The organism is Lutispora sp. (genome assembly GCF_041687175.1).
Lineage (GTDB): Bacteria > Bacillota > Clostridia > Lutisporales > Lutisporaceae > Lutispora.
In genome coordinates this window covers 14507-29225 of sequence record NZ_JAWLCK010000026.1, presented here as the reverse complement: position 1 = coordinate 29225, position 14719 = coordinate 14507, and the positions used below count along the sequence as shown (strand labels likewise).

General features: G+C 38.4%; 30 protein-coding genes and 1 pseudogene. All 31 read left to right on the top strand.

Annotation, left to right across the window (positions count from 1 at the left end; all coding sequences use genetic code 11):
* A pseudogene (locus tag ACESM9_RS06185) lies at positions 1-112 on the top strand (elongation factor Tu); the annotation flags it as partial.
* Between the two features lie 413 nt (positions 113-525).
* Positions 526-834, top strand: coding sequence for a 30S ribosomal protein S10 (rpsJ, locus tag ACESM9_RS06180; RefSeq protein ID WP_255228462.1), 309 nt, complete (start codon positions 526-528; stop codon positions 832-834).
* 76 nt (positions 835-910) lie between these two features.
* Positions 911-1540 carry a 50S ribosomal protein L3 gene (rplC, locus tag ACESM9_RS06175; protein ID WP_372996364.1) on the top strand — a complete coding sequence of 210 codons (630 nt, stop codon included), beginning with the start codon at positions 911-913 and terminating at the stop codon, positions 1538-1540.
* A 25-nt stretch (positions 1541-1565) separates the two neighbouring features.
* Positions 1566-2189 carry a 50S ribosomal protein L4 gene (gene rplD, locus ACESM9_RS06170; protein ID WP_372996362.1) on the top strand — a complete coding sequence of 208 codons (624 nt, stop codon included), beginning with the start codon at positions 1566-1568 and terminating at the stop codon, positions 2187-2189.
* Positions 2189-2476 carry a 50S ribosomal protein L23 gene (gene rplW / locus ACESM9_RS06165; protein WP_372996359.1) on the top strand — a complete coding sequence of 96 codons (288 nt, stop codon included), beginning with the start codon at positions 2189-2191 and terminating at the stop codon, positions 2474-2476. Before rplD ends, rplW begins: the two co-directional genes overlap by 1 nt.
* A 122-nt stretch (positions 2477-2598) precedes the next feature.
* Positions 2599-3432, top strand: coding sequence for a 50S ribosomal protein L2 (gene rplB, locus ACESM9_RS06160; RefSeq protein WP_372996357.1), 834 nt, complete (start codon positions 2599-2601; stop codon positions 3430-3432).
* An 87-nt stretch (positions 3433-3519) separates the two neighbouring features.
* Complete coding sequence (gene rpsS / locus ACESM9_RS06155) at positions 3520-3804, top strand: 30S ribosomal protein S19 (RefSeq protein WP_372996355.1); 285 nt, start codon at positions 3520-3522, stop codon at positions 3802-3804.
* Between the two features lie 28 nt (positions 3805-3832).
* Positions 3833-4168, top strand: a complete 336-nt coding sequence (gene rplV, locus ACESM9_RS06150) for a 50S ribosomal protein L22 (RefSeq protein ID WP_372996353.1) — start codon at positions 3833-3835, stop codon at positions 4166-4168.
* An 18-nt stretch (positions 4169-4186) separates the two neighbouring features.
* Positions 4187-4855, top strand: coding sequence for a 30S ribosomal protein S3 (gene rpsC / locus ACESM9_RS06145; RefSeq protein ID WP_372996351.1), 669 nt, complete (start codon positions 4187-4189; stop codon positions 4853-4855).
* A gap of 1 nt (position 4856) precedes the next feature.
* Positions 4857-5297: a 50S ribosomal protein L16 gene (gene rplP, locus ACESM9_RS06140; RefSeq protein WP_372996349.1), complete on the top strand. Its 441-nt coding sequence runs from the start codon at positions 4857-4859 to the stop codon at positions 5295-5297.
* Positions 5287-5493 carry a 50S ribosomal protein L29 gene (gene rpmC, locus ACESM9_RS06135; protein WP_372996347.1) on the top strand — a complete coding sequence of 69 codons (207 nt, stop codon included), beginning with the start codon at positions 5287-5289 and terminating at the stop codon, positions 5491-5493. The genes rplP and rpmC overlap by 11 nt, the downstream gene beginning before the upstream one ends.
* A 19-nt stretch (positions 5494-5512) precedes the next feature.
* The gene (gene rpsQ / locus ACESM9_RS06130; protein WP_372996345.1) at positions 5513-5767 is read left to right on the top strand and encodes a 30S ribosomal protein S17; all 255 of its coding nucleotides are present in this window, start codon (positions 5513-5515) and stop codon (positions 5765-5767) included.
* A gap of 21 nt (positions 5768-5788) precedes the next feature.
* Positions 5789-6157: a 50S ribosomal protein L14 gene (rplN, locus tag ACESM9_RS06125; RefSeq protein WP_372996343.1), complete on the top strand. Its 369-nt coding sequence runs from the start codon at positions 5789-5791 to the stop codon at positions 6155-6157.
* Positions 6158-6170: 13 nt separating this feature from the next.
* Positions 6171-6500 (top strand): 50S ribosomal protein L24, encoded by a 330-nt coding sequence (gene rplX, locus ACESM9_RS06120; RefSeq protein ID WP_372996341.1) that lies wholly within the window; start codon positions 6171-6173, stop codon positions 6498-6500.
* A 25-nt stretch (positions 6501-6525) separates the two neighbouring features.
* Positions 6526-7065: a 50S ribosomal protein L5 gene (rplE, locus tag ACESM9_RS06115; RefSeq protein ID WP_372996339.1), complete on the top strand. Its 540-nt coding sequence runs from the start codon at positions 6526-6528 to the stop codon at positions 7063-7065.
* A gap of 18 nt (positions 7066-7083) precedes the next feature.
* Positions 7084-7269: a type Z 30S ribosomal protein S14 gene (locus ACESM9_RS06110; RefSeq protein WP_073025458.1), complete on the top strand. Its 186-nt coding sequence runs from the start codon at positions 7084-7086 to the stop codon at positions 7267-7269.
* A 26-nt stretch (positions 7270-7295) separates the two neighbouring features.
* Positions 7296-7694 (top strand): 30S ribosomal protein S8, encoded by a 399-nt coding sequence (gene rpsH, locus ACESM9_RS06105; protein WP_372996336.1) that lies wholly within the window; start codon positions 7296-7298, stop codon positions 7692-7694.
* A 27-nt stretch (positions 7695-7721) separates the two neighbouring features.
* The gene (rplF, locus tag ACESM9_RS06100) at positions 7722-8261 is read left to right on the top strand and encodes a 50S ribosomal protein L6 (RefSeq protein WP_372996334.1); all 540 of its coding nucleotides are present in this window, start codon (positions 7722-7724) and stop codon (positions 8259-8261) included.
* Between the two features lie 22 nt (positions 8262-8283).
* Positions 8284-8652, top strand: coding sequence for a 50S ribosomal protein L18 (gene rplR, locus ACESM9_RS06095; protein ID WP_372996332.1), 369 nt, complete (start codon positions 8284-8286; stop codon positions 8650-8652).
* A gap of 18 nt (positions 8653-8670) precedes the next feature.
* The gene (gene rpsE, locus ACESM9_RS06090) at positions 8671-9171 is read left to right on the top strand and encodes a 30S ribosomal protein S5 (RefSeq protein ID WP_372996330.1); all 501 of its coding nucleotides are present in this window, start codon (positions 8671-8673) and stop codon (positions 9169-9171) included.
* A 12-nt stretch (positions 9172-9183) separates the two neighbouring features.
* A complete protein-coding gene (gene rpmD / locus ACESM9_RS06085) occupies positions 9184-9363 on the top strand; it encodes a 50S ribosomal protein L30 (RefSeq protein WP_372996328.1) in 180 nt (59 codons plus the stop codon).
* A 19-nt stretch (positions 9364-9382) separates the two neighbouring features.
* Positions 9383-9823 carry a 50S ribosomal protein L15 gene (gene rplO, locus ACESM9_RS06080; RefSeq protein ID WP_372996326.1) on the top strand — a complete coding sequence of 147 codons (441 nt, stop codon included), beginning with the start codon at positions 9383-9385 and terminating at the stop codon, positions 9821-9823.
* A 1-nt stretch (position 9824) separates the two neighbouring features.
* Complete coding sequence (gene secY / locus ACESM9_RS06075) at positions 9825-11081, top strand: preprotein translocase subunit SecY (RefSeq protein ID WP_372996324.1); 1257 nt, start codon at positions 9825-9827, stop codon at positions 11079-11081.
* Between the two features lie 23 nt (positions 11082-11104).
* On the top strand, positions 11105-11746 hold the full coding sequence (locus tag ACESM9_RS06070; RefSeq protein WP_372996322.1) for an adenylate kinase: 642 nt from the start codon (positions 11105-11107) through the stop codon (positions 11744-11746).
* Between the two features lie 3 nt (positions 11747-11749).
* The gene (map, locus tag ACESM9_RS06065) at positions 11750-12493 is read left to right on the top strand and encodes a type I methionyl aminopeptidase (protein ID WP_372996320.1); all 744 of its coding nucleotides are present in this window, start codon (positions 11750-11752) and stop codon (positions 12491-12493) included.
* Between the two features lie 14 nt (positions 12494-12507).
* A complete protein-coding gene (locus ACESM9_RS06060) occupies positions 12508-12789 on the top strand; it encodes an RNA-binding protein (protein WP_372996318.1) in 282 nt (93 codons plus the stop codon).
* 7 nt (positions 12790-12796) lie between these two features.
* Positions 12797-13015: a translation initiation factor IF-1 gene (gene infA, locus ACESM9_RS06055; protein WP_372996316.1), complete on the top strand. Its 219-nt coding sequence runs from the start codon at positions 12797-12799 to the stop codon at positions 13013-13015.
* 16 nt (positions 13016-13031) lie between these two features.
* The gene (gene rpmJ, locus ACESM9_RS06050; protein ID WP_025434559.1) at positions 13032-13145 is read left to right on the top strand and encodes a 50S ribosomal protein L36; all 114 of its coding nucleotides are present in this window, start codon (positions 13032-13034) and stop codon (positions 13143-13145) included.
* A gap of 91 nt (positions 13146-13236) precedes the next feature.
* Positions 13237-13608 carry a 30S ribosomal protein S13 gene (gene rpsM, locus ACESM9_RS06045; protein ID WP_372996314.1) on the top strand — a complete coding sequence of 124 codons (372 nt, stop codon included), beginning with the start codon at positions 13237-13239 and terminating at the stop codon, positions 13606-13608.
* Between the two features lie 32 nt (positions 13609-13640).
* On the top strand, positions 13641-14039 hold the full coding sequence (gene rpsK, locus ACESM9_RS06040) for a 30S ribosomal protein S11 (RefSeq protein ID WP_372996312.1): 399 nt from the start codon (positions 13641-13643) through the stop codon (positions 14037-14039).
* Positions 14040-14057: 18 nt separating this feature from the next.
* Complete coding sequence (rpsD, locus tag ACESM9_RS06035; protein WP_372996310.1) at positions 14058-14684, top strand: 30S ribosomal protein S4; 627 nt, start codon at positions 14058-14060, stop codon at positions 14682-14684.
* Positions 14685-14719: the final 35 nt, after the last annotated feature.

The window sequence follows — 14719 nt, the reverse complement described above, 5'->3', positions numbered from 1 at the left end:
AATGACAATCAAGCTAATAACTCCAATAGCTATAGAAGAAGGATTAAGATTCGCTATAAGAGAAGGCGGAAGAACAGTAGGAGCAGGTGCTGTTGCATCAATAATAGAATAATTAAATCGGGGACATTACGTAGCAAGGGATACACGCCTGGAAGCGGCGTGTCCCCCCGTAATGTTTTCTGAGATTAAAGATTCTAGAGTTCAGTTTAAACTGGGCTCTAGAACTATGTTATTCATTTGTAAAAAAAGTGATGAAAAACTAATAAAAATTGTTGTCAAAGCAACAAAAATAGTTTAAAATAAAATAGTTGTCAATACAAGCATGCGATGAGGCAAGAGGTTGCAAGATTGCCTTGGTAAATTCTTGCTGAGTAGTGTCTGAATCTAGAATTTGGGCGACTCTACTGACTGTGTACTTTCTGGGGTACACTAAATAAAAAAATATAACACACCCGGATTAGTGTACAGCAGTAAGCGGTTGTACGTGAGTAAAATAGCGCGTGCGATGAAAAGGAGGGAAATAAAATGGCAAAACAAAAAATCAGAATCAGATTAAAGGCATTTGATCACAATCTAATCGATCAATCAGCTCAAAAGATTGTTGAAACTGCTAAAAGAACAGGTGCGAAGGTTTCGGGTCCAGTACCCCTTCCAACTCAAAAAGAAATTATTACTATATTGAGAGCTGTTCATAAATATAAGGATTCAAGAGAGCAGTTTGAGATGAGAACTCATAAGAGATTGATTGATATACTAAGCCCTACACCCAAAACTGTAGATGCATTGATGAGATTGGATCTACCTGCCGGTGTAGATATAGAAATAAAGCTTTAAAAAGCATTTGAGAACAATGATTATGATTTAGTATGACCGAAAAATTCGGTCCTCTGTAAATTATGGAGGTGTAATGATGAAGAAAGCAATATTAGGTAAAAAAGTTGGGATGACGCAGATTTTCAATAAAGAAGGTGTAGCCATTCCCGTAACAGTTATTGAAGCAGGACCTAATGTAGTGGTTCAAAAGAAAACAGTTGAAAACGATGGATATGCGTCAATACAGGTAGGCTATGAAGATAAGGATGAAAAGAAACTCAATAAGCCTATGAAAGGTCACTTTGCAAAAGCAAAAGTTGCAACAAAGAGGTATTTAAGAGAGTTCAGAGTTGAAAATGCGGAATCCTTTGAAATAGGCCAAGAAATAAAGGTTGACATATTTGCCGAAGGAGACAGAGTTGATGTAAGTGGTGTTTCCAAAGGTAAGGGTACAGCAGGTAATATTAAGAGATTCAATGCCCATAGAGGACCTATGAGACACGGTTCTAAGTTCCACAGGGCCCCTGGTTCCATGGGTGCTTCTTCAGACCCATCAAGAACCTTTAAAGGTAAAAAACTCCCAGGAAGAATGGGTAACGAAAATACAACAGTACAAAACCTAGAGGTTGTAAAAGTAGACGCTGAGAAGAACTATATAATCGTAAAAGGTGGAGTACCTGGAATAAGAGGCTCACTGGTCATGATAAAAGATACAGTGAAGGCATAATAACGGTGAGAAAGGAGGAAGTGCTATGCCTAAGGTAGCGTTATATAATATAGCTGGACAGCAAGTAGGTGATATAGACCTTAAAGACAGTATATTTGGTGTAAATGTTAATGTTGAAGCTATGCATCAAGTAGTTAAAATGCTCTTAGCTAATAGAAGACAAGGAACCCAATCAGCTCTTACACGAGCAGAAGTGCGCGGTGGCGGAATCAAACCCTGGAGACAAAAAGGAACAGGAAGAGCAAGACATGGAAGCATCAGATCTCCTCAATGGACTCATGGAGGTATTGTGTTCGCTCCGAAGCCAAGATCTTATAGATATACAGTGCCAAAGAAAATAAGAAGAATCGCAATGAAATCTGCTTTAAGTTCAAAAGTTAATGAAGAGAATATAATCGTTTTAGATGACCTGAGCTTTGAAGCTCCGAAGACTAAACAAGTAGTGAATATGCTTCAGAACTTAAAGGTTGATACAAAGGCTCTCATAGTTTTGGCAGAAAAGAATGAAAATGTTGAAAAATCCGCTAGAAATATACCTGGTGTTAAGACTTCTTTGGTTAATACATTGAATGTATATGACATTTTGAAATATGACAAATTTATCATAACTAAATCAGCGGTTGAGAAGGTTGAGGAGGTGTACCTATAATGAATGCCTATGATATCATAAGAAGACCTGTTATAACTGAAAGAAGCATGAATGATATGGCAGATAGAAAATACACCTTTATAGTAGACATAAATGCTAATAAATACCAAATAAAACAAGCCGTAGAGGAAATCTTTAAAGTAAAGGTTGAAAAGGTAAACACAATCAAAATGATGGGTAAGATGAAGAGAATGGGCAGATATGAAGGAAGAAGACCCGGATACAAAAAAGCTATTGTTAAGCTTACCCCTGACAGCAAGTCAATAGAATTCTTCGAAGGCCTATAATTTAGAGCTTAGATTTCAGAACTCAAAACCCAGGATATCAGGGTAGGGTGCTGGAACAGCTGAATAGTGAAAAATGGAAGCGGTCGCCGATAATTACCGCTTGAAACAGGAGGAGAAATAATATGGCGATAAAGAAATATAAACCAACTTCTCCCGCAAGAAGATTTATGACGGTTTCAACGTTTGAGGAAATCACAAAAACAGAGCCGGAAAAATCCCTGGTTCAAATATTGAAGAGCAAAGCGGGAAGAAATAATTATGGAAAAATAACAGTAAGACATCATGGTGGCGGACATAAAAGAAAATATAGAATAATCGACTTTAAAAGGGATAAAGTTGATATCCCTGCAAAAGTTGCTGCTATAGAGTATGATCCAAACAGAACTGCAAACATAGCATTGTTAAACTATGTTGATGGTGAAAAAAGGTACATTATTGCACCTCATGGCTTAAATGTAGGAGATACAGTAATATCCTCAGCTGATGCAGATATAAAGGTTGGTAACGCATTACCTTTGAGAAATATACCTGTTGGTACCTTTGTTCACAATATTGAGCTTAAGGCTGGCAAAGGCGGTCAGTTGGTTAGAGCGGCAGGAAACGCAGCCCAGCTTATGGCTAAGGAAGGCGATTATGCCCAAATAAGACTTCCATCTGGTGAAGTTAGAATGGTAAGACTGGAATGCAAGGCAACTATCGGTCAGGTAGGCAACCTTGAACACGAAATAGTCAGCATAGGTAAAGCTGGAAGAAGTAGACATTTGGGAATAAGACCTACAGTAAGAGGTTCTGTTATGAACCCAGTGGATCACCCACATGGTGGTGGTGAAGGTAAGTCACCGGTAGGAAGACCTGGACCTTTAACTCCTTGGGGTAAACCTGCCCTTGGTTATAAGACAAGAAATAAGAAAAAAGCATCAAGTAAGTTCATTATTAAGAGAAGAAATGAAAAATAATTGCAGTGTCTATGGGTTGCTGGCTGCGAGTTAGAAGTACTGCTAGCACGCAGCATGCAACAAGAAAGTCAGGAAGGAGGCATATTAATGAGTAGATCAGTTAAGAAAGGGCCTTATGTAGATGAAAAACTATTAAAGAGAATAGTTGAAATGAATAAATCAGGCAAAAAGACCGTCCTCAAAACCTGGTCAAGAAGCTCCACAATTTTTCCGGAGATGGTAGGTCATACTATTGCTGTTCATGATGGAAGAAAACATGTTCCGGTTTACATTGTTGAAGATATGGTAGGACATAAATTGGGAGAGTTCGCACCTACTAGAACCTTCAGAGGACATGGAGATCATACTGAAAGATCAACAGCACTTAAATAAAAGCTTATTACGGAAGGAGGCAAATCCTGTGGAAGCAAGAGCAGTGGCAAGATATATGAGAATTTCCTCTAGAAAAGTTAATATTGTGATTGACTTGATCAGAGGTAAAAAAGTGGGTGAAGCTTTTGCAATTCTTAAGCATACACCAAAAGCTGCATCTGTTATATTGGAAAAACTATTAAAGTCAGCTGTGGCAAACGCTGAAAACAATCACAACATGGATGTTGATAAATTATATATTTCTGAGGCCTACGCAACTCAAGGACCTACCCTTAAAAGATTCAGAGCGGCCGCAAAAGGGCGTGGCGTTCGAATACTTAAGAGGACCAGTCATATAACGCTTGTTGTTAAGGAAAAGGAATAAAGAAGGAGGGGATTTTTAGTGGGCCAAAAGGTAAATCCACACGGACTTAGAGTGGGCATAATCAAGGACTGGGATTCTAAATGGTACGCTAGTGACAAGGATTTTTCAGACCTTTTGATAGAAGATAATAAAATTAGAGAATACCTAAAGAAAAAGCTATTTTCTTCAGGTATATCAAAGATAGAAATCGAAAGAACCGCCAACAAGGTTAGAATCAATATAAGCACAGCAAAACCAGGAATGGTAATCGGTAAAGGCGGAGCAGGCATTGAAGCTCTTAGAAAAGAAGTTGAAAAACTTACAAACAATAAGAGTGTCTCAATAAATATATCAGAGATAAAAGTACCCGAGCTTGATGCTCAATTGGTTGCAGAAAATATAGCAGCTCAATTGGAGAAGAGAATATCCTTCAGAAGAGCTATGAAGCAGGCTATGCAGAGAACTATGAGAAGCGGAGCGAAAGGAATCAAGGCTATGACCTCCGGAAGACTTGGAGGAGCTGAAATAGCAAGAAGTGAATGGTACAGAGAAGGTACAATTCCGCTTCAGACTTTAAGAGCAGATATTGACTATGGCTTTGCGGAAGCTCACACTACCTACGGAAGAATAGGTGTGAAGGTTTGGATATATAAAGGGGAGGTACTTCCAGAAGCTAAGAAAGTAGTTGAGGAAGGAGGAGCAGAATAATATGTTGATGCCAAAAAGAGTAAAACGTCGTAAGCAAATGAGAGGCAGCATGGCAGGTAAGGCTTTAAGAGGTAATAAAATAACATATGGAGAATACGGTTTACAAGCAGTGGAGCCAGCATGGATAACAAGCAATCAGATAGAAGCTGCCAGAATTGCTATGACTAGATATATAAAGAGGGGCGGTCAGGTTTGGATAAAGATATTCCCTGACAAGCCGGTTACAGAAAAACCTGCTGAAACTCGTATGGGTTCGGGTAAAGGTTCACCAGAATACTGGGTTGCGGTAGTAAAACCAGGAAGAGTATTATTTGAAATTGCGGGTGTATCCGAGGAGGTTGCACGAGAGGCTATGAGATTAGCTATGCATAAGTTGCCCGTGAAGTGCAAATTCGTAGCCCGTCAGGAAACTGAGGAAGTGGGTGAAGGTAATGAAGGCTAATAAGATCAGAGAAATGTCATCTAACGAACTTGAACAAAAGCTTTTAGAACTTAAAGGTGAACTTTTTAATTTGAGATTCCAAATGGCTACAGGTCAGTTGGAAAACCCTATGAGAGTAAGAGAAGTAAAGAAATCCATAGCACGTATTAAAACTATTCTCAGGGAAAAGGAACTCAAGGCTGTAGAAAACAAATAGTTGAGAGGAGGCAAGGTCCGTGGAGAGAGGTAACAGGAAGACTAGAATTGGTAAAGTTGTAAGCGATAAAATGGATAAAACAATTGTAGTCGCCATTGAAACACTGGTTCGTCATCCGCTTTATAAGAAAACCGTTAAAAGAACTACTAAATTTAAAGCCCATGATGAAAACAACGAGTGCAAAGTTGGCGATAAAGTTATGATAATGGAAACAAGACCACTGAGCAGAGAAAAAAGATGGAGACTTGTTGAAATAATTGAGAGAGCAAAGTAAATTCCGAAAGGAGGGTTTTAAATGATTCAGCAGGAATCGCGTTTAAAAGTAGCAGACAATTCGGGTGCAAAGGAACTATTATGTATCCGCGTAGTAGGCGGTTCATTAAGAAGATATGGAAACATTGGAGATATAATAATTGCTTCTGTTAAAGATGCAACGCCAGGTGGTGTTGTTAAAAAAGGTGATATTGTTAAGGCAGTTATCGTCAGGAGCAAGAAAGGTTTAAGAAGACCTGACGGAAGCTATATAAAGTTTGATGAAAATGCAGCTGTAATAATAAAAGATGACAATCAACCAAGAGGAACTCGTATATTCGGGCCTGTTGCTAGGGAGCTAAGAGAAAAAGATTTTATGAAGATAATTTCCTTAGCACCGGAAGTGCTATAAAGGAGGTGGCGTCATGGAAAAGAAGAAACTGCATGTTAAAAAAGGAGATACAGTGGTTGTAATCTCCGGTAAGGATAAAGGTAAAAAAGCAAAGGTGCTCGTATCTTATCCAAAGGATGGCAAAGTTATAGTTGAGGGTGTTAATATGAGCACTAAGCATAAGAAGCCATCACAAAAAGTCCAGCAGGGTGGAATCATACACCAGGAATCACCCATATTTGCCTCAAAGGTTATGCTTTGGTGTGATAAATGCAAAAAAGGTGTAAGAATTGGTAAAAGAATTTTACAAGATGGATCTAAGGTAAGATACTGCAAGAGCTGCGGCGATATATTGGATAAATAAAAGGCTCTGAAAGGAGGTAAAATAATTGGCTAGACTTAAAGAAAAATACTTGAATGAAGTGGCTCCTGCTTTGATGCAGAAGTTTCAATATAAAAGTGTAATGGAAATTCCCAAACTTGAAAAAGTTGTTTTGAATATGGGTTTGGGTAATACTAAGGAAAATGCAAAGGCTTTAGATGCTGCTGTATCAGAATTAGCGTTGATAGCAGGTCAAAAACCCGTAGTTATAAAAGCAAAAAAATCAGTTGCTGCTTTTAAGCTTAGAAAAGGGATGAATGTAGGCGCCAAGGTAACCTTAAGGGGAGAAAGAATGTATGAGTTTGTAGATAAGCTATTCAATGTATCTTTACCCAGAGTTAGAGACTTCAGGGGAGTATCTACAAAATCTTTTGACGGTAGAGGTAACTATGCATTAGGTATAAAGGAACAACTGATTTTCCCTGAGATCGATTATGATAAAGTGGACCAAATCAGAGGTATGGATATCATCTTTGTAACAACTGCAAAGACTGATGAAGAAGCAAGAGAATTGCTTAGGCTTCTTGGAATGCCTTATGCAAATTAGTGGATAGGAGGGACGAATGTGGCAAAAAAATCAATGATATTAAAGCAGCAAAGAACTCCGAAATTCTCTACCAGGGCTTATAACAGATGCAAAATTTGCGGCAGACCCCACGGATACTTAAGAAAGTTTGGCATTTGCCGTATATGTTTTAGAGAATTAGCCTATAAAGGACAGATACCAGGAGTGAAAAAAGCCAGCTGGTAAGCGTTATCGTAAAGGAGGTAAGAAATATGGTTATAAGCGACCCAATTGCTGATATGCTAACAAGAATAAGGAACGCTAACACTGTAAAACATCAAACAGTCGATATTCCTTTGTCAAATATAAAGAAAGCCATGGCCGAAATTCTTTTAGAAGAAGGTTATATAAAATCCTTTGAAATAATTGATGACGGTGCTCAGGGCATAATCAGAATAACATTGAAATATACCGCTAACAAAGGCAAAGTTATTACAGGATTAAAGAGAATAAGCAAGCCTGGTTTAAGAGTTTATGCTAAAAAAGATGAAGTTCCCAAGGTATTAGGTGGTTTAGGTATTGCTATAATATCAACTTCAAAGGGAATAATGTCAGATAAAGATGCCAGAAAAGCAGGTTTGGGCGGAGAAGTACTTTGCTACGTATGGTAGCAGATCTTCATAACAGGAGGTGGAAAAATGTCTAGAATAGGTAAACTACCTGTAACAATTCCTCAAGGAGTAGAGGTTAAAATAGATGCAAACAATGCAATTACTGTAAAAGGACCTAAGGGACAGCTTCAAAAGAAATTTGATGAGGACATGATAATTGAAGTAGAAAATGGGGTTCTCACAGTTAAAAGACCAAGTGACCAAAAAGAACACAGAGCATTGCATGGACTTACACGAGCTCTCATTAACAACATGGTTGAAGGTGTAACAAAAGGTTTTGAAAAGACTCTTGAAATCAATGGTGTAGGATATAGAGCAGCAAAGCAGGGCAATAAACTTACTTTGACTATTGGATATTCTCATCCGGTAGAATTCGTTGATCCTGAGGGCATCACAACTGAGGTTCCTGCTCCAAACAAAATAGTAGTTAAGGGTATTGACAAAGAATTGGTTGGTAGACATGCAGCCAACATCAGAGCTACTAGAGAGCCTGAGCCATACCTTGGAAAAGGTATCAAATACAGCGACGAGCATGTAAGGCGTAAAGAAGGCAAAACAGGTAAGTAATAATGGAAAGAGGTGACTCAGATTGATTACAAAGACCAGTAAGAATGACCTTAGAAAGAAAAGACACTACAGAGTTAGAACAAAGGTTTTTGGAACTGCAGAAAGACCGAGACTCAATGTTTATAGGAGTCTTAAGAATATATATGCGCAGATAATTGATGATGAATCAGGTGTTACATTAGTTGCTGCTTCAAGTCTTGATAAAGAATTGAAAGAAAAAGTTGCATATGGTGGAAACAAAGAAGCTGCAAAAGCAGTAGGTGAGTTGATAGCTAAAAAAGCCATTGAAGCAGGAATTAAAAAAGTTGTATTCGATAGAGGCGGCTATATATATCACGGCAGAGTATTGGAACTTGCCAGTGCAGCTAGAGAAGCAGGACTTGAATTTTAATGATAAGGAGGGAATTTAATGCAGCCAATTGATGCCGGCAAGTTAGACCTGAAAGAAAAGGTTGTTGCCATAAATAGAGTTGCTAAAGTTGTTAAAGGCGGAAGAAACTTTAGATTTAGCGCAATAGTTGTTGTTGGAGACGGAAACGGCTATGTAGGCGTAGGAACTGGAAAATCTATAGAAATTCCGGATGCAATAAAGAAGGGCATTGAAGATGCTAAAAAGAATATGATAAAGGTACCAATTGTTGGAACTACAATACCTCACGAAGTGATCGGAAAATCCGGCTCTGGTAGTGTACTATTAAAACCTGCTGCAGAAGGTACAGGAGTTATAGCAGGTGGACCAGTAAGAACGGTTCTGGAATTAGCAGGTATAAGAGATATAAGAACAAAATCTCTAAGATCTAATAACCCTAGAAATATGGTTAATGCTACAATGCAGGGCCTCTCATCCCTTAAGACGGTAGAAGAAGTTGCCGAACTTAGAGGAAAAACAGTTGAAGAGATACTAGGTTAGGGGGGAAGTACCTTGGCTAAAATTAGAGTAAAGCTGGTTAAGAGCATAATAGGTAGAAAGAAAGATCAAATTGATACAGTAAAAGCCTTGGGCTTAAAGAAATTGCACAGCGTAGTTGAGCATGAAGATACACCACAGATCAGAGGTATGATAGACAAAGTATCATTCTTGCTAGAAGTAGAGGAAATATAGTAAGGAGGTGTAAACAGCCATGAAATTACATGAATTAAGACCTGCTGAAGGTACTACAAAAAACAAAAAGAGAAGGGGCAGGGGAACAGCCACCGGCCAAGGCAAAACAGGCGGTAGAGGACAAAAAGGACAGGGTTCACGTTCTGGTGGCGGTGTGAGAATAGGTTTTGAAGGCGGTCAGATGCCTTTATATAGAAGACTCCCTAAAGTAGGATTTACAAACATATTCAGAAAAGAATATGCTGTAGTAAATGTAAGCGATTTAGATATTTTTGAAAATGGTGCTGTAGTCACTCCTGAAGAGTTGAAAAAGGTTGGATTAGTTAAAGCAGAAAAAAGCGGCATCAAAATACTAGGTAATGGAGAAATAAATAAACAATTAACAGTTAAAGCTAATAAGTTTAGTAAGGCAGCTGAGGAGAAGATCATAGCATCAGGAGGAAAGGTAGAGGTGATTTAAGGTGTTTAATATTCTTAGAAATGCATGGAGAATACCGGATCTCAGAAAAAGGATGACATTCACCCTTTTAATGCTTGTGGTTTTCAGATTGGGAAGCTTTATCCCAGTGCCAGGGATGGACACAGAAGCTCTTGCCACCTTGATTCAATCAGGAGGACTGCTAAGCTTCTTTGATGTAATTTCTGGTGGAGCATTTGCTAATTTTGCGATCTTTGCAATGGGAATAACACCGTATATTAATGCCTCTATTATAATGCAGTTGCTTACTATTGCTATACCAAGCCTTGAGGCTCTTGCAAAAGAGGGAGAAGAAGGAAGAAAGAAAATCGCACAATACACAAGATATGGAACAGTTGTGCTGGCTTTGATACAAGCAGTAGCATTGAGCATAGGATTAAAGAGATTTCTTATTAGCACAGATTTTATATCTATAACTTTAGTTGCTTTATCACTTACTGCCGGAACAGCTTTTCTAATGTGGTTGGGAGAACTTATAACAGATAAGGGAGTAGGAAACGGTATATCCCTTATTATATTTGCAGGTATAGTATCTAGAATTCCTGTAGGAGCTACTCAGCTGATTAACCTCTACAAGGCAAAAACAGCTTCAATTATTGAGCTCATCGGTTTCGTGATAGTAGCTATACTAATAATCATGGCAGTCGTCCTGGTTCAGGAAGGACAGAGAAGAATACCTGTACAATATGCAAAAAGAGTCGTGGGAAGGAAAATGTATGGCGGGCAGAGCTCACATATTCCTTTAAAAGTAAATCAGGCAGGGGTAATACCTGTAATATTTGCAATGTCAATAATTGAATTTCCAAAGCAAATAGCAGGATTTTTCCCAGGCAGTGCGGCATATAACTTTTTCACTAAATATTTTGCATGGGGAACATGGCTCCATGGAATATTATATGCACTGCTCATAATTGGTTTCACTTACTTCTATACTGCAGTTACATTTAACCCAGTTGAAGTATCTAATAATATAAAGAAATACGGTGGATTTATTCCAGGTATCAGACCCGGAAAGCCCACTGCAGATTTTATACAGAGATCTTTATCAAGGATTACATTGGTTGGTGCTATTTTCTTAGCTTTAATAGCTATATTCCCAATATTCTTAACGGCATTTACCAATATAAATATATCCTTTGGAAGTACTTCTTTACTAATAGTTGTAAGTGTCGCCATGGAAACTGTTAAGCAAATAGAAGCTCAGATGATAATGAGAAATTATCAAGGCTTCTTGAAGTAATTACAGAATGGAGATGTATGTAAATGAGAATTGTATTATTAGGCCCTCCTGGAGCCGGTAAAGGCACACAGGCTGTAAGATTGGTGGAAAAATACAATATACCCCATATATCTACAGGCGACATATTTAGAAAAAATTTGAAAGAAAAGACTAAATTAGGTCTAAAAGCGAAAGAATATATGGATAAGGGTCTTTTAGTGCCTGATGAATTGGTGGTTGACATAGTTAAGTCAAGGCTTATGGAGGATGACTGCAAGGAAGGCTTTTTACTGGATGGCTTTCCAAGGACCGTAGAGCAAGCCGACGCTTTAGAAGCTGAGCTGAACAAGCTTGGTTTGAAGCTAGATGGTGTCATCAACATCGAAGTTAAGGATGAAATATTAATAGACAGACTTACTGGAAGACTGGTATGCCGAAAATGTGGGGCTACCTACCACTCCAAATTCAATAAGCCGAAACAGGAAGATGTTTGTGATGTATGTGGCGGTGAGCTTTACACCAGAGACGATGATAAGGTAGAGACTGTTAAGAACAGACTTGATGTATACAAAAATCAAACTCAACCTCTTATTGATTACTATACAAAAAAAGGTATGTTAAAGACTATAGATGGTGAAGCAGATACTGATACAGTATTTGCAAAAATCTGTGAAGCTTTGGAGTAGCCTATGTATATTAAGTCAAATAGAGAAATTGAAATTATGAGAACAGCTGGTAGAATAGTTGCAGAGGTTCTCGAAAAATTGAAAGAGGTAATCCAACCTGGAATTACTACCAAAGAGATAAATAAACTGGCAGAAGAATATATCAGAAAAAACGGAGCTATACCTGCCTTTCTGGGATATGAAGGTTACCCTGCCAGTGTGTGTACTTCAGTTAATGAGGAAGTAGTGCATGGAATACCGGGACCTAGGGTTTTAAATGAAGGGGACATTGTAGGGGTAGATGTTGGAGCCTATTATGAAGGCTATTGCGGAGATGCTGCCAGAACCTATGAAGTAGGTAGCTGCACCGATGAAGCTAAACGACTGATAAAGGTTGCTGAAGAAAGCTTCTTCGCTGGTATAGAAAAAGCTTACGAAGGCAATAGACTTTACGATATATCTCATGCCATACAAGTCCATGTAGAATCCAGTGGCTTTTCAGTAGTAAGGTCTCTTGTAGGACACGGCATAGGAAAGAATATGCATGAGGAACCTCAAGTACCTAACTACGGACTTCCCCATAGAGGGCCCAGACTGATGGCAGGATTGACACTGGCTATTGAACCCATGATAAATGCAGGAAAGTACCACGTAAAAACACTTTCTGACGGATGGACAGTAGTTACTTCAGATGGAAGCTTGTCAGCTCATTATGAAAATACGATTGTTATTACTGCCAATGGCCCTGAAATATTGACAAAGTTATAGATGAGGTGATTGCAATGGCAAATATGCAGCCTGGTCAAGTAGTCTATTCAACTGCAGGAAGAGATGAAGGAAGAACATTCATCGTACTAAGTATAATAGACGATAACCATGTCTATATTTCAGATGGGGACCTGAGAAAGGTGAGTAAACCTAAAAAAAAGAAGGTTAAGCATCTTAAGTCAACCGGTATTGTAGCAAGTTCAATAAAAGAAAAGCTACTTTCCAATATAAAAGTTGAAGACTTTGAAATCAGAGAATATTTAACTCTTTTAAGTAAAAAGGAACAGGAGGTTTGATTACCTTATGTCTAAACAGGATGTAATAGAAGTTGAAGGCAGGGTTGTTGAAGCATTACCTAATGCCAACTTTATGGTAGAGCTGGAGAATGGACATCAGATTTTGGCTCATATATCAGGGAAATTAAGAATGAATTTCATTAGAATATTACCCGGAGATAAAGTAACAGTCGAACTATCGCCCTATGATCTGACTAGGGGCAGAATCACATGGCGCGGTAAATGATCAAGGAGGGTTTAAAATGAAAGTTAGACCATCGGTAAAACCAATTTGCGAAAAGTGTAAAATAATAAAAAGAAAAGGCAGAGTTATGGTTATCTGCGAAAACCCCAAGCATAAGCAAAAACAAGGTTAAAATCTTTCTAAGGGAGCGGCTGCATCCTATGGATGCCCTTAGTAGGTTTTTATATATTAGATTTAACATACAGTTGGAGGTGTAAAGATTAATGGCAAGAATCGCCGGTGTTGACTTACCTAGAGAGAAAAGAGTAGAGATAGGCCTCACTTATATATATGGCATTGGCAGAAAGACATCAAACAAGATCTTAGCCGAAGCAGGCGTTAACCCTGATACAAGGGTTAAGGACCTTACAGAAGCTGAAGTAGGTAGATTAAGAGAAGTAATAGATAAGAATTATAAAGTTGAAGGTGACCTGAAAAGAGATGTTGCTTTAAGCATCAAGAGACTTATGGAAATAGGCTGCTACAGAGGATATCGTCATAGAAGAGGACTTCCTGTAAGAGGCCAGAGAACAAAGACAAATGCCAGGACAAGAAAAGGTCCTAAGAGAACTGTTGGTGCAAAGAGAAAGAAGTAATATGATTTCCTAAGAAAAGGAGGTATAATCAAATGGTTGCAAAGCCAAAGGCTAAAAGGACAAGAAAGAGAAGAGAAAGAAAAAATGTTGAAAAGGGAGCTGCCCATATACAGTCAACATTTAACAATACAATAGTAACTCTTACAGATGCAGCAGGTAATGCACTTTCATGGTCCAGTGCTGGATCATTGGGATTCAGAGGTTCAAAAAAGAGCACACCCTTTGCTGCTCAGATGGCTGCAGAAGTAGCTGCTAAGGGAGCTATGGAACATGGATTAAAAACAATTGAAGTATATGTTAAGGGTCCAGGTTCAGGCAGAGAGGCTGCTATAAGATCATTACAGGCTGCAGGACTTGAAGTGAGTATGATAAAGGATGTAACACCCATACCACACAACGGTTGCAGACCACCAAAACGTAGGAGAGTATAATAACAGGAGGTGTGACGATTGGCCAGATATACTGATGCAGTATGCAGACAATGCAGAAGAGAAGGCATGAAGCTGTATCTTAAAGGTGACAGATGCTATACTGATAAATGTGCAATAGCTAGAAGAAATTATGCTCCAGGACAGCATGGACAAAACAAGAAAAAGCTTTCTAACTATGGTCTTCAGTTAAGGGAAAAGCAAAAGGTTAGAAGAATATATGGAGTATTGGAAAAACAGTTCAGACTATACTTCGAAAAGGCTGAAAGAATGAAGGGTGTAACAGGTGAAAACCTATTGACACTTCTTGAACAGAGATTGGATAATGTAGTATACAGAATGGGCTTCGGTGATTCAAGAAGCGAAGCAAGACAACTTGTAAGACATGGACACTTTACTGTAAATGGTAAGAAGGTAGATATTCCATCTTATCAGGTAGAAATAAACGATTTAGTAGCAGTTAAAGCTAGCAGCAAAAATTCTGAGAAGTTTAAAGCTTTAGCGGAAGCAGCAGCAGCAAAAACTGCTCCTCAGTGGTTATCTGTAAATGCAGAAATGATGGAAGCAAGAGTTATATCACAACCTACAAGAGAAGATATAGATTTACCAATAGAAGAGCATCTAATTGTAGAGTTGTACTCTAAGTAATATTATTAGAATCAGTTACCCTCAAAAAATATAAG

What these genes read in the sequence shown, in the direction of transcription:
- ACESM9_RS06060 (WP_372996318.1), top strand. Translation starts at nt 12,508, where the DNA reads ATGGCAAATATGCAGCCTGGTCAAGTAGTCTATTCAACTGCAGGAAGA.
- rplN (WP_372996343.1), top strand. Translation starts at nt 5,789, where the DNA reads ATGATTCAGCAGGAATCGCGTTTAAAAGTAGCAGACAATTCGGGTGCA.
- rpsK (WP_372996312.1), top strand. Translation starts at nt 13,641, where the DNA reads ATGGTTGCAAAGCCAAAGGCTAAAAGGACAAGAAAGAGAAGAGAAAGA.
- rplC (WP_372996364.1), top strand. Translation starts at nt 911, where the DNA reads ATGAAGAAAGCAATATTAGGTAAAAAAGTTGGGATGACGCAGATTTTC.
- rplD (WP_372996362.1), top strand. Translation starts at nt 1,566, where the DNA reads ATGCCTAAGGTAGCGTTATATAATATAGCTGGACAGCAAGTAGGTGAT.
- rplX (WP_372996341.1), top strand. Translation starts at nt 6,171, where the DNA reads ATGGAAAAGAAGAAACTGCATGTTAAAAAAGGAGATACAGTGGTTGTA.
- rplF (WP_372996334.1), top strand. Translation starts at nt 7,722, where the DNA reads ATGTCTAGAATAGGTAAACTACCTGTAACAATTCCTCAAGGAGTAGAG.
- rplP (WP_372996349.1), top strand. Translation starts at nt 4,857, where the DNA reads ATGTTGATGCCAAAAAGAGTAAAACGTCGTAAGCAAATGAGAGGCAGC.
- rpmJ (WP_025434559.1), top strand. Translation starts at nt 13,032, where the DNA reads ATGAAAGTTAGACCATCGGTAAAACCAATTTGCGAAAAGTGTAAAATA.
- rpsE (WP_372996330.1), top strand. Translation starts at nt 8,671, where the DNA reads ATGCAGCCAATTGATGCCGGCAAGTTAGACCTGAAAGAAAAGGTTGTT.
- rplW (WP_372996359.1), top strand. Translation starts at nt 2,189, where the DNA reads ATGAATGCCTATGATATCATAAGAAGACCTGTTATAACTGAAAGAAGC.
- infA (WP_372996316.1), top strand. Translation starts at nt 12,797, where the DNA reads ATGTCTAAACAGGATGTAATAGAAGTTGAAGGCAGGGTTGTTGAAGCA.
- rpsH (WP_372996336.1), top strand. Translation starts at nt 7,296, where the DNA reads ATGGTTATAAGCGACCCAATTGCTGATATGCTAACAAGAATAAGGAAC.
- rplB (WP_372996357.1), top strand. Translation starts at nt 2,599, where the DNA reads ATGGCGATAAAGAAATATAAACCAACTTCTCCCGCAAGAAGATTTATG.
- rpsJ (WP_255228462.1), top strand. Translation starts at nt 526, where the DNA reads ATGGCAAAACAAAAAATCAGAATCAGATTAAAGGCATTTGATCACAAT.
- map (WP_372996320.1), top strand. Translation starts at nt 11,750, where the DNA reads ATGTATATTAAGTCAAATAGAGAAATTGAAATTATGAGAACAGCTGGT.
- ACESM9_RS06070 (WP_372996322.1), top strand. Translation starts at nt 11,105, where the DNA reads ATGAGAATTGTATTATTAGGCCCTCCTGGAGCCGGTAAAGGCACACAG.
- rpmC (WP_372996347.1), top strand. Translation starts at nt 5,287, where the DNA reads ATGAAGGCTAATAAGATCAGAGAAATGTCATCTAACGAACTTGAACAA.
- rplO (WP_372996326.1), top strand. Translation starts at nt 9,383, where the DNA reads ATGAAATTACATGAATTAAGACCTGCTGAAGGTACTACAAAAAACAAA.
- rpsS (WP_372996355.1), top strand. Translation starts at nt 3,520, where the DNA reads ATGAGTAGATCAGTTAAGAAAGGGCCTTATGTAGATGAAAAACTATTA.
- rpsM (WP_372996314.1), top strand. Translation starts at nt 13,237, where the DNA reads ATGGCAAGAATCGCCGGTGTTGACTTACCTAGAGAGAAAAGAGTAGAG.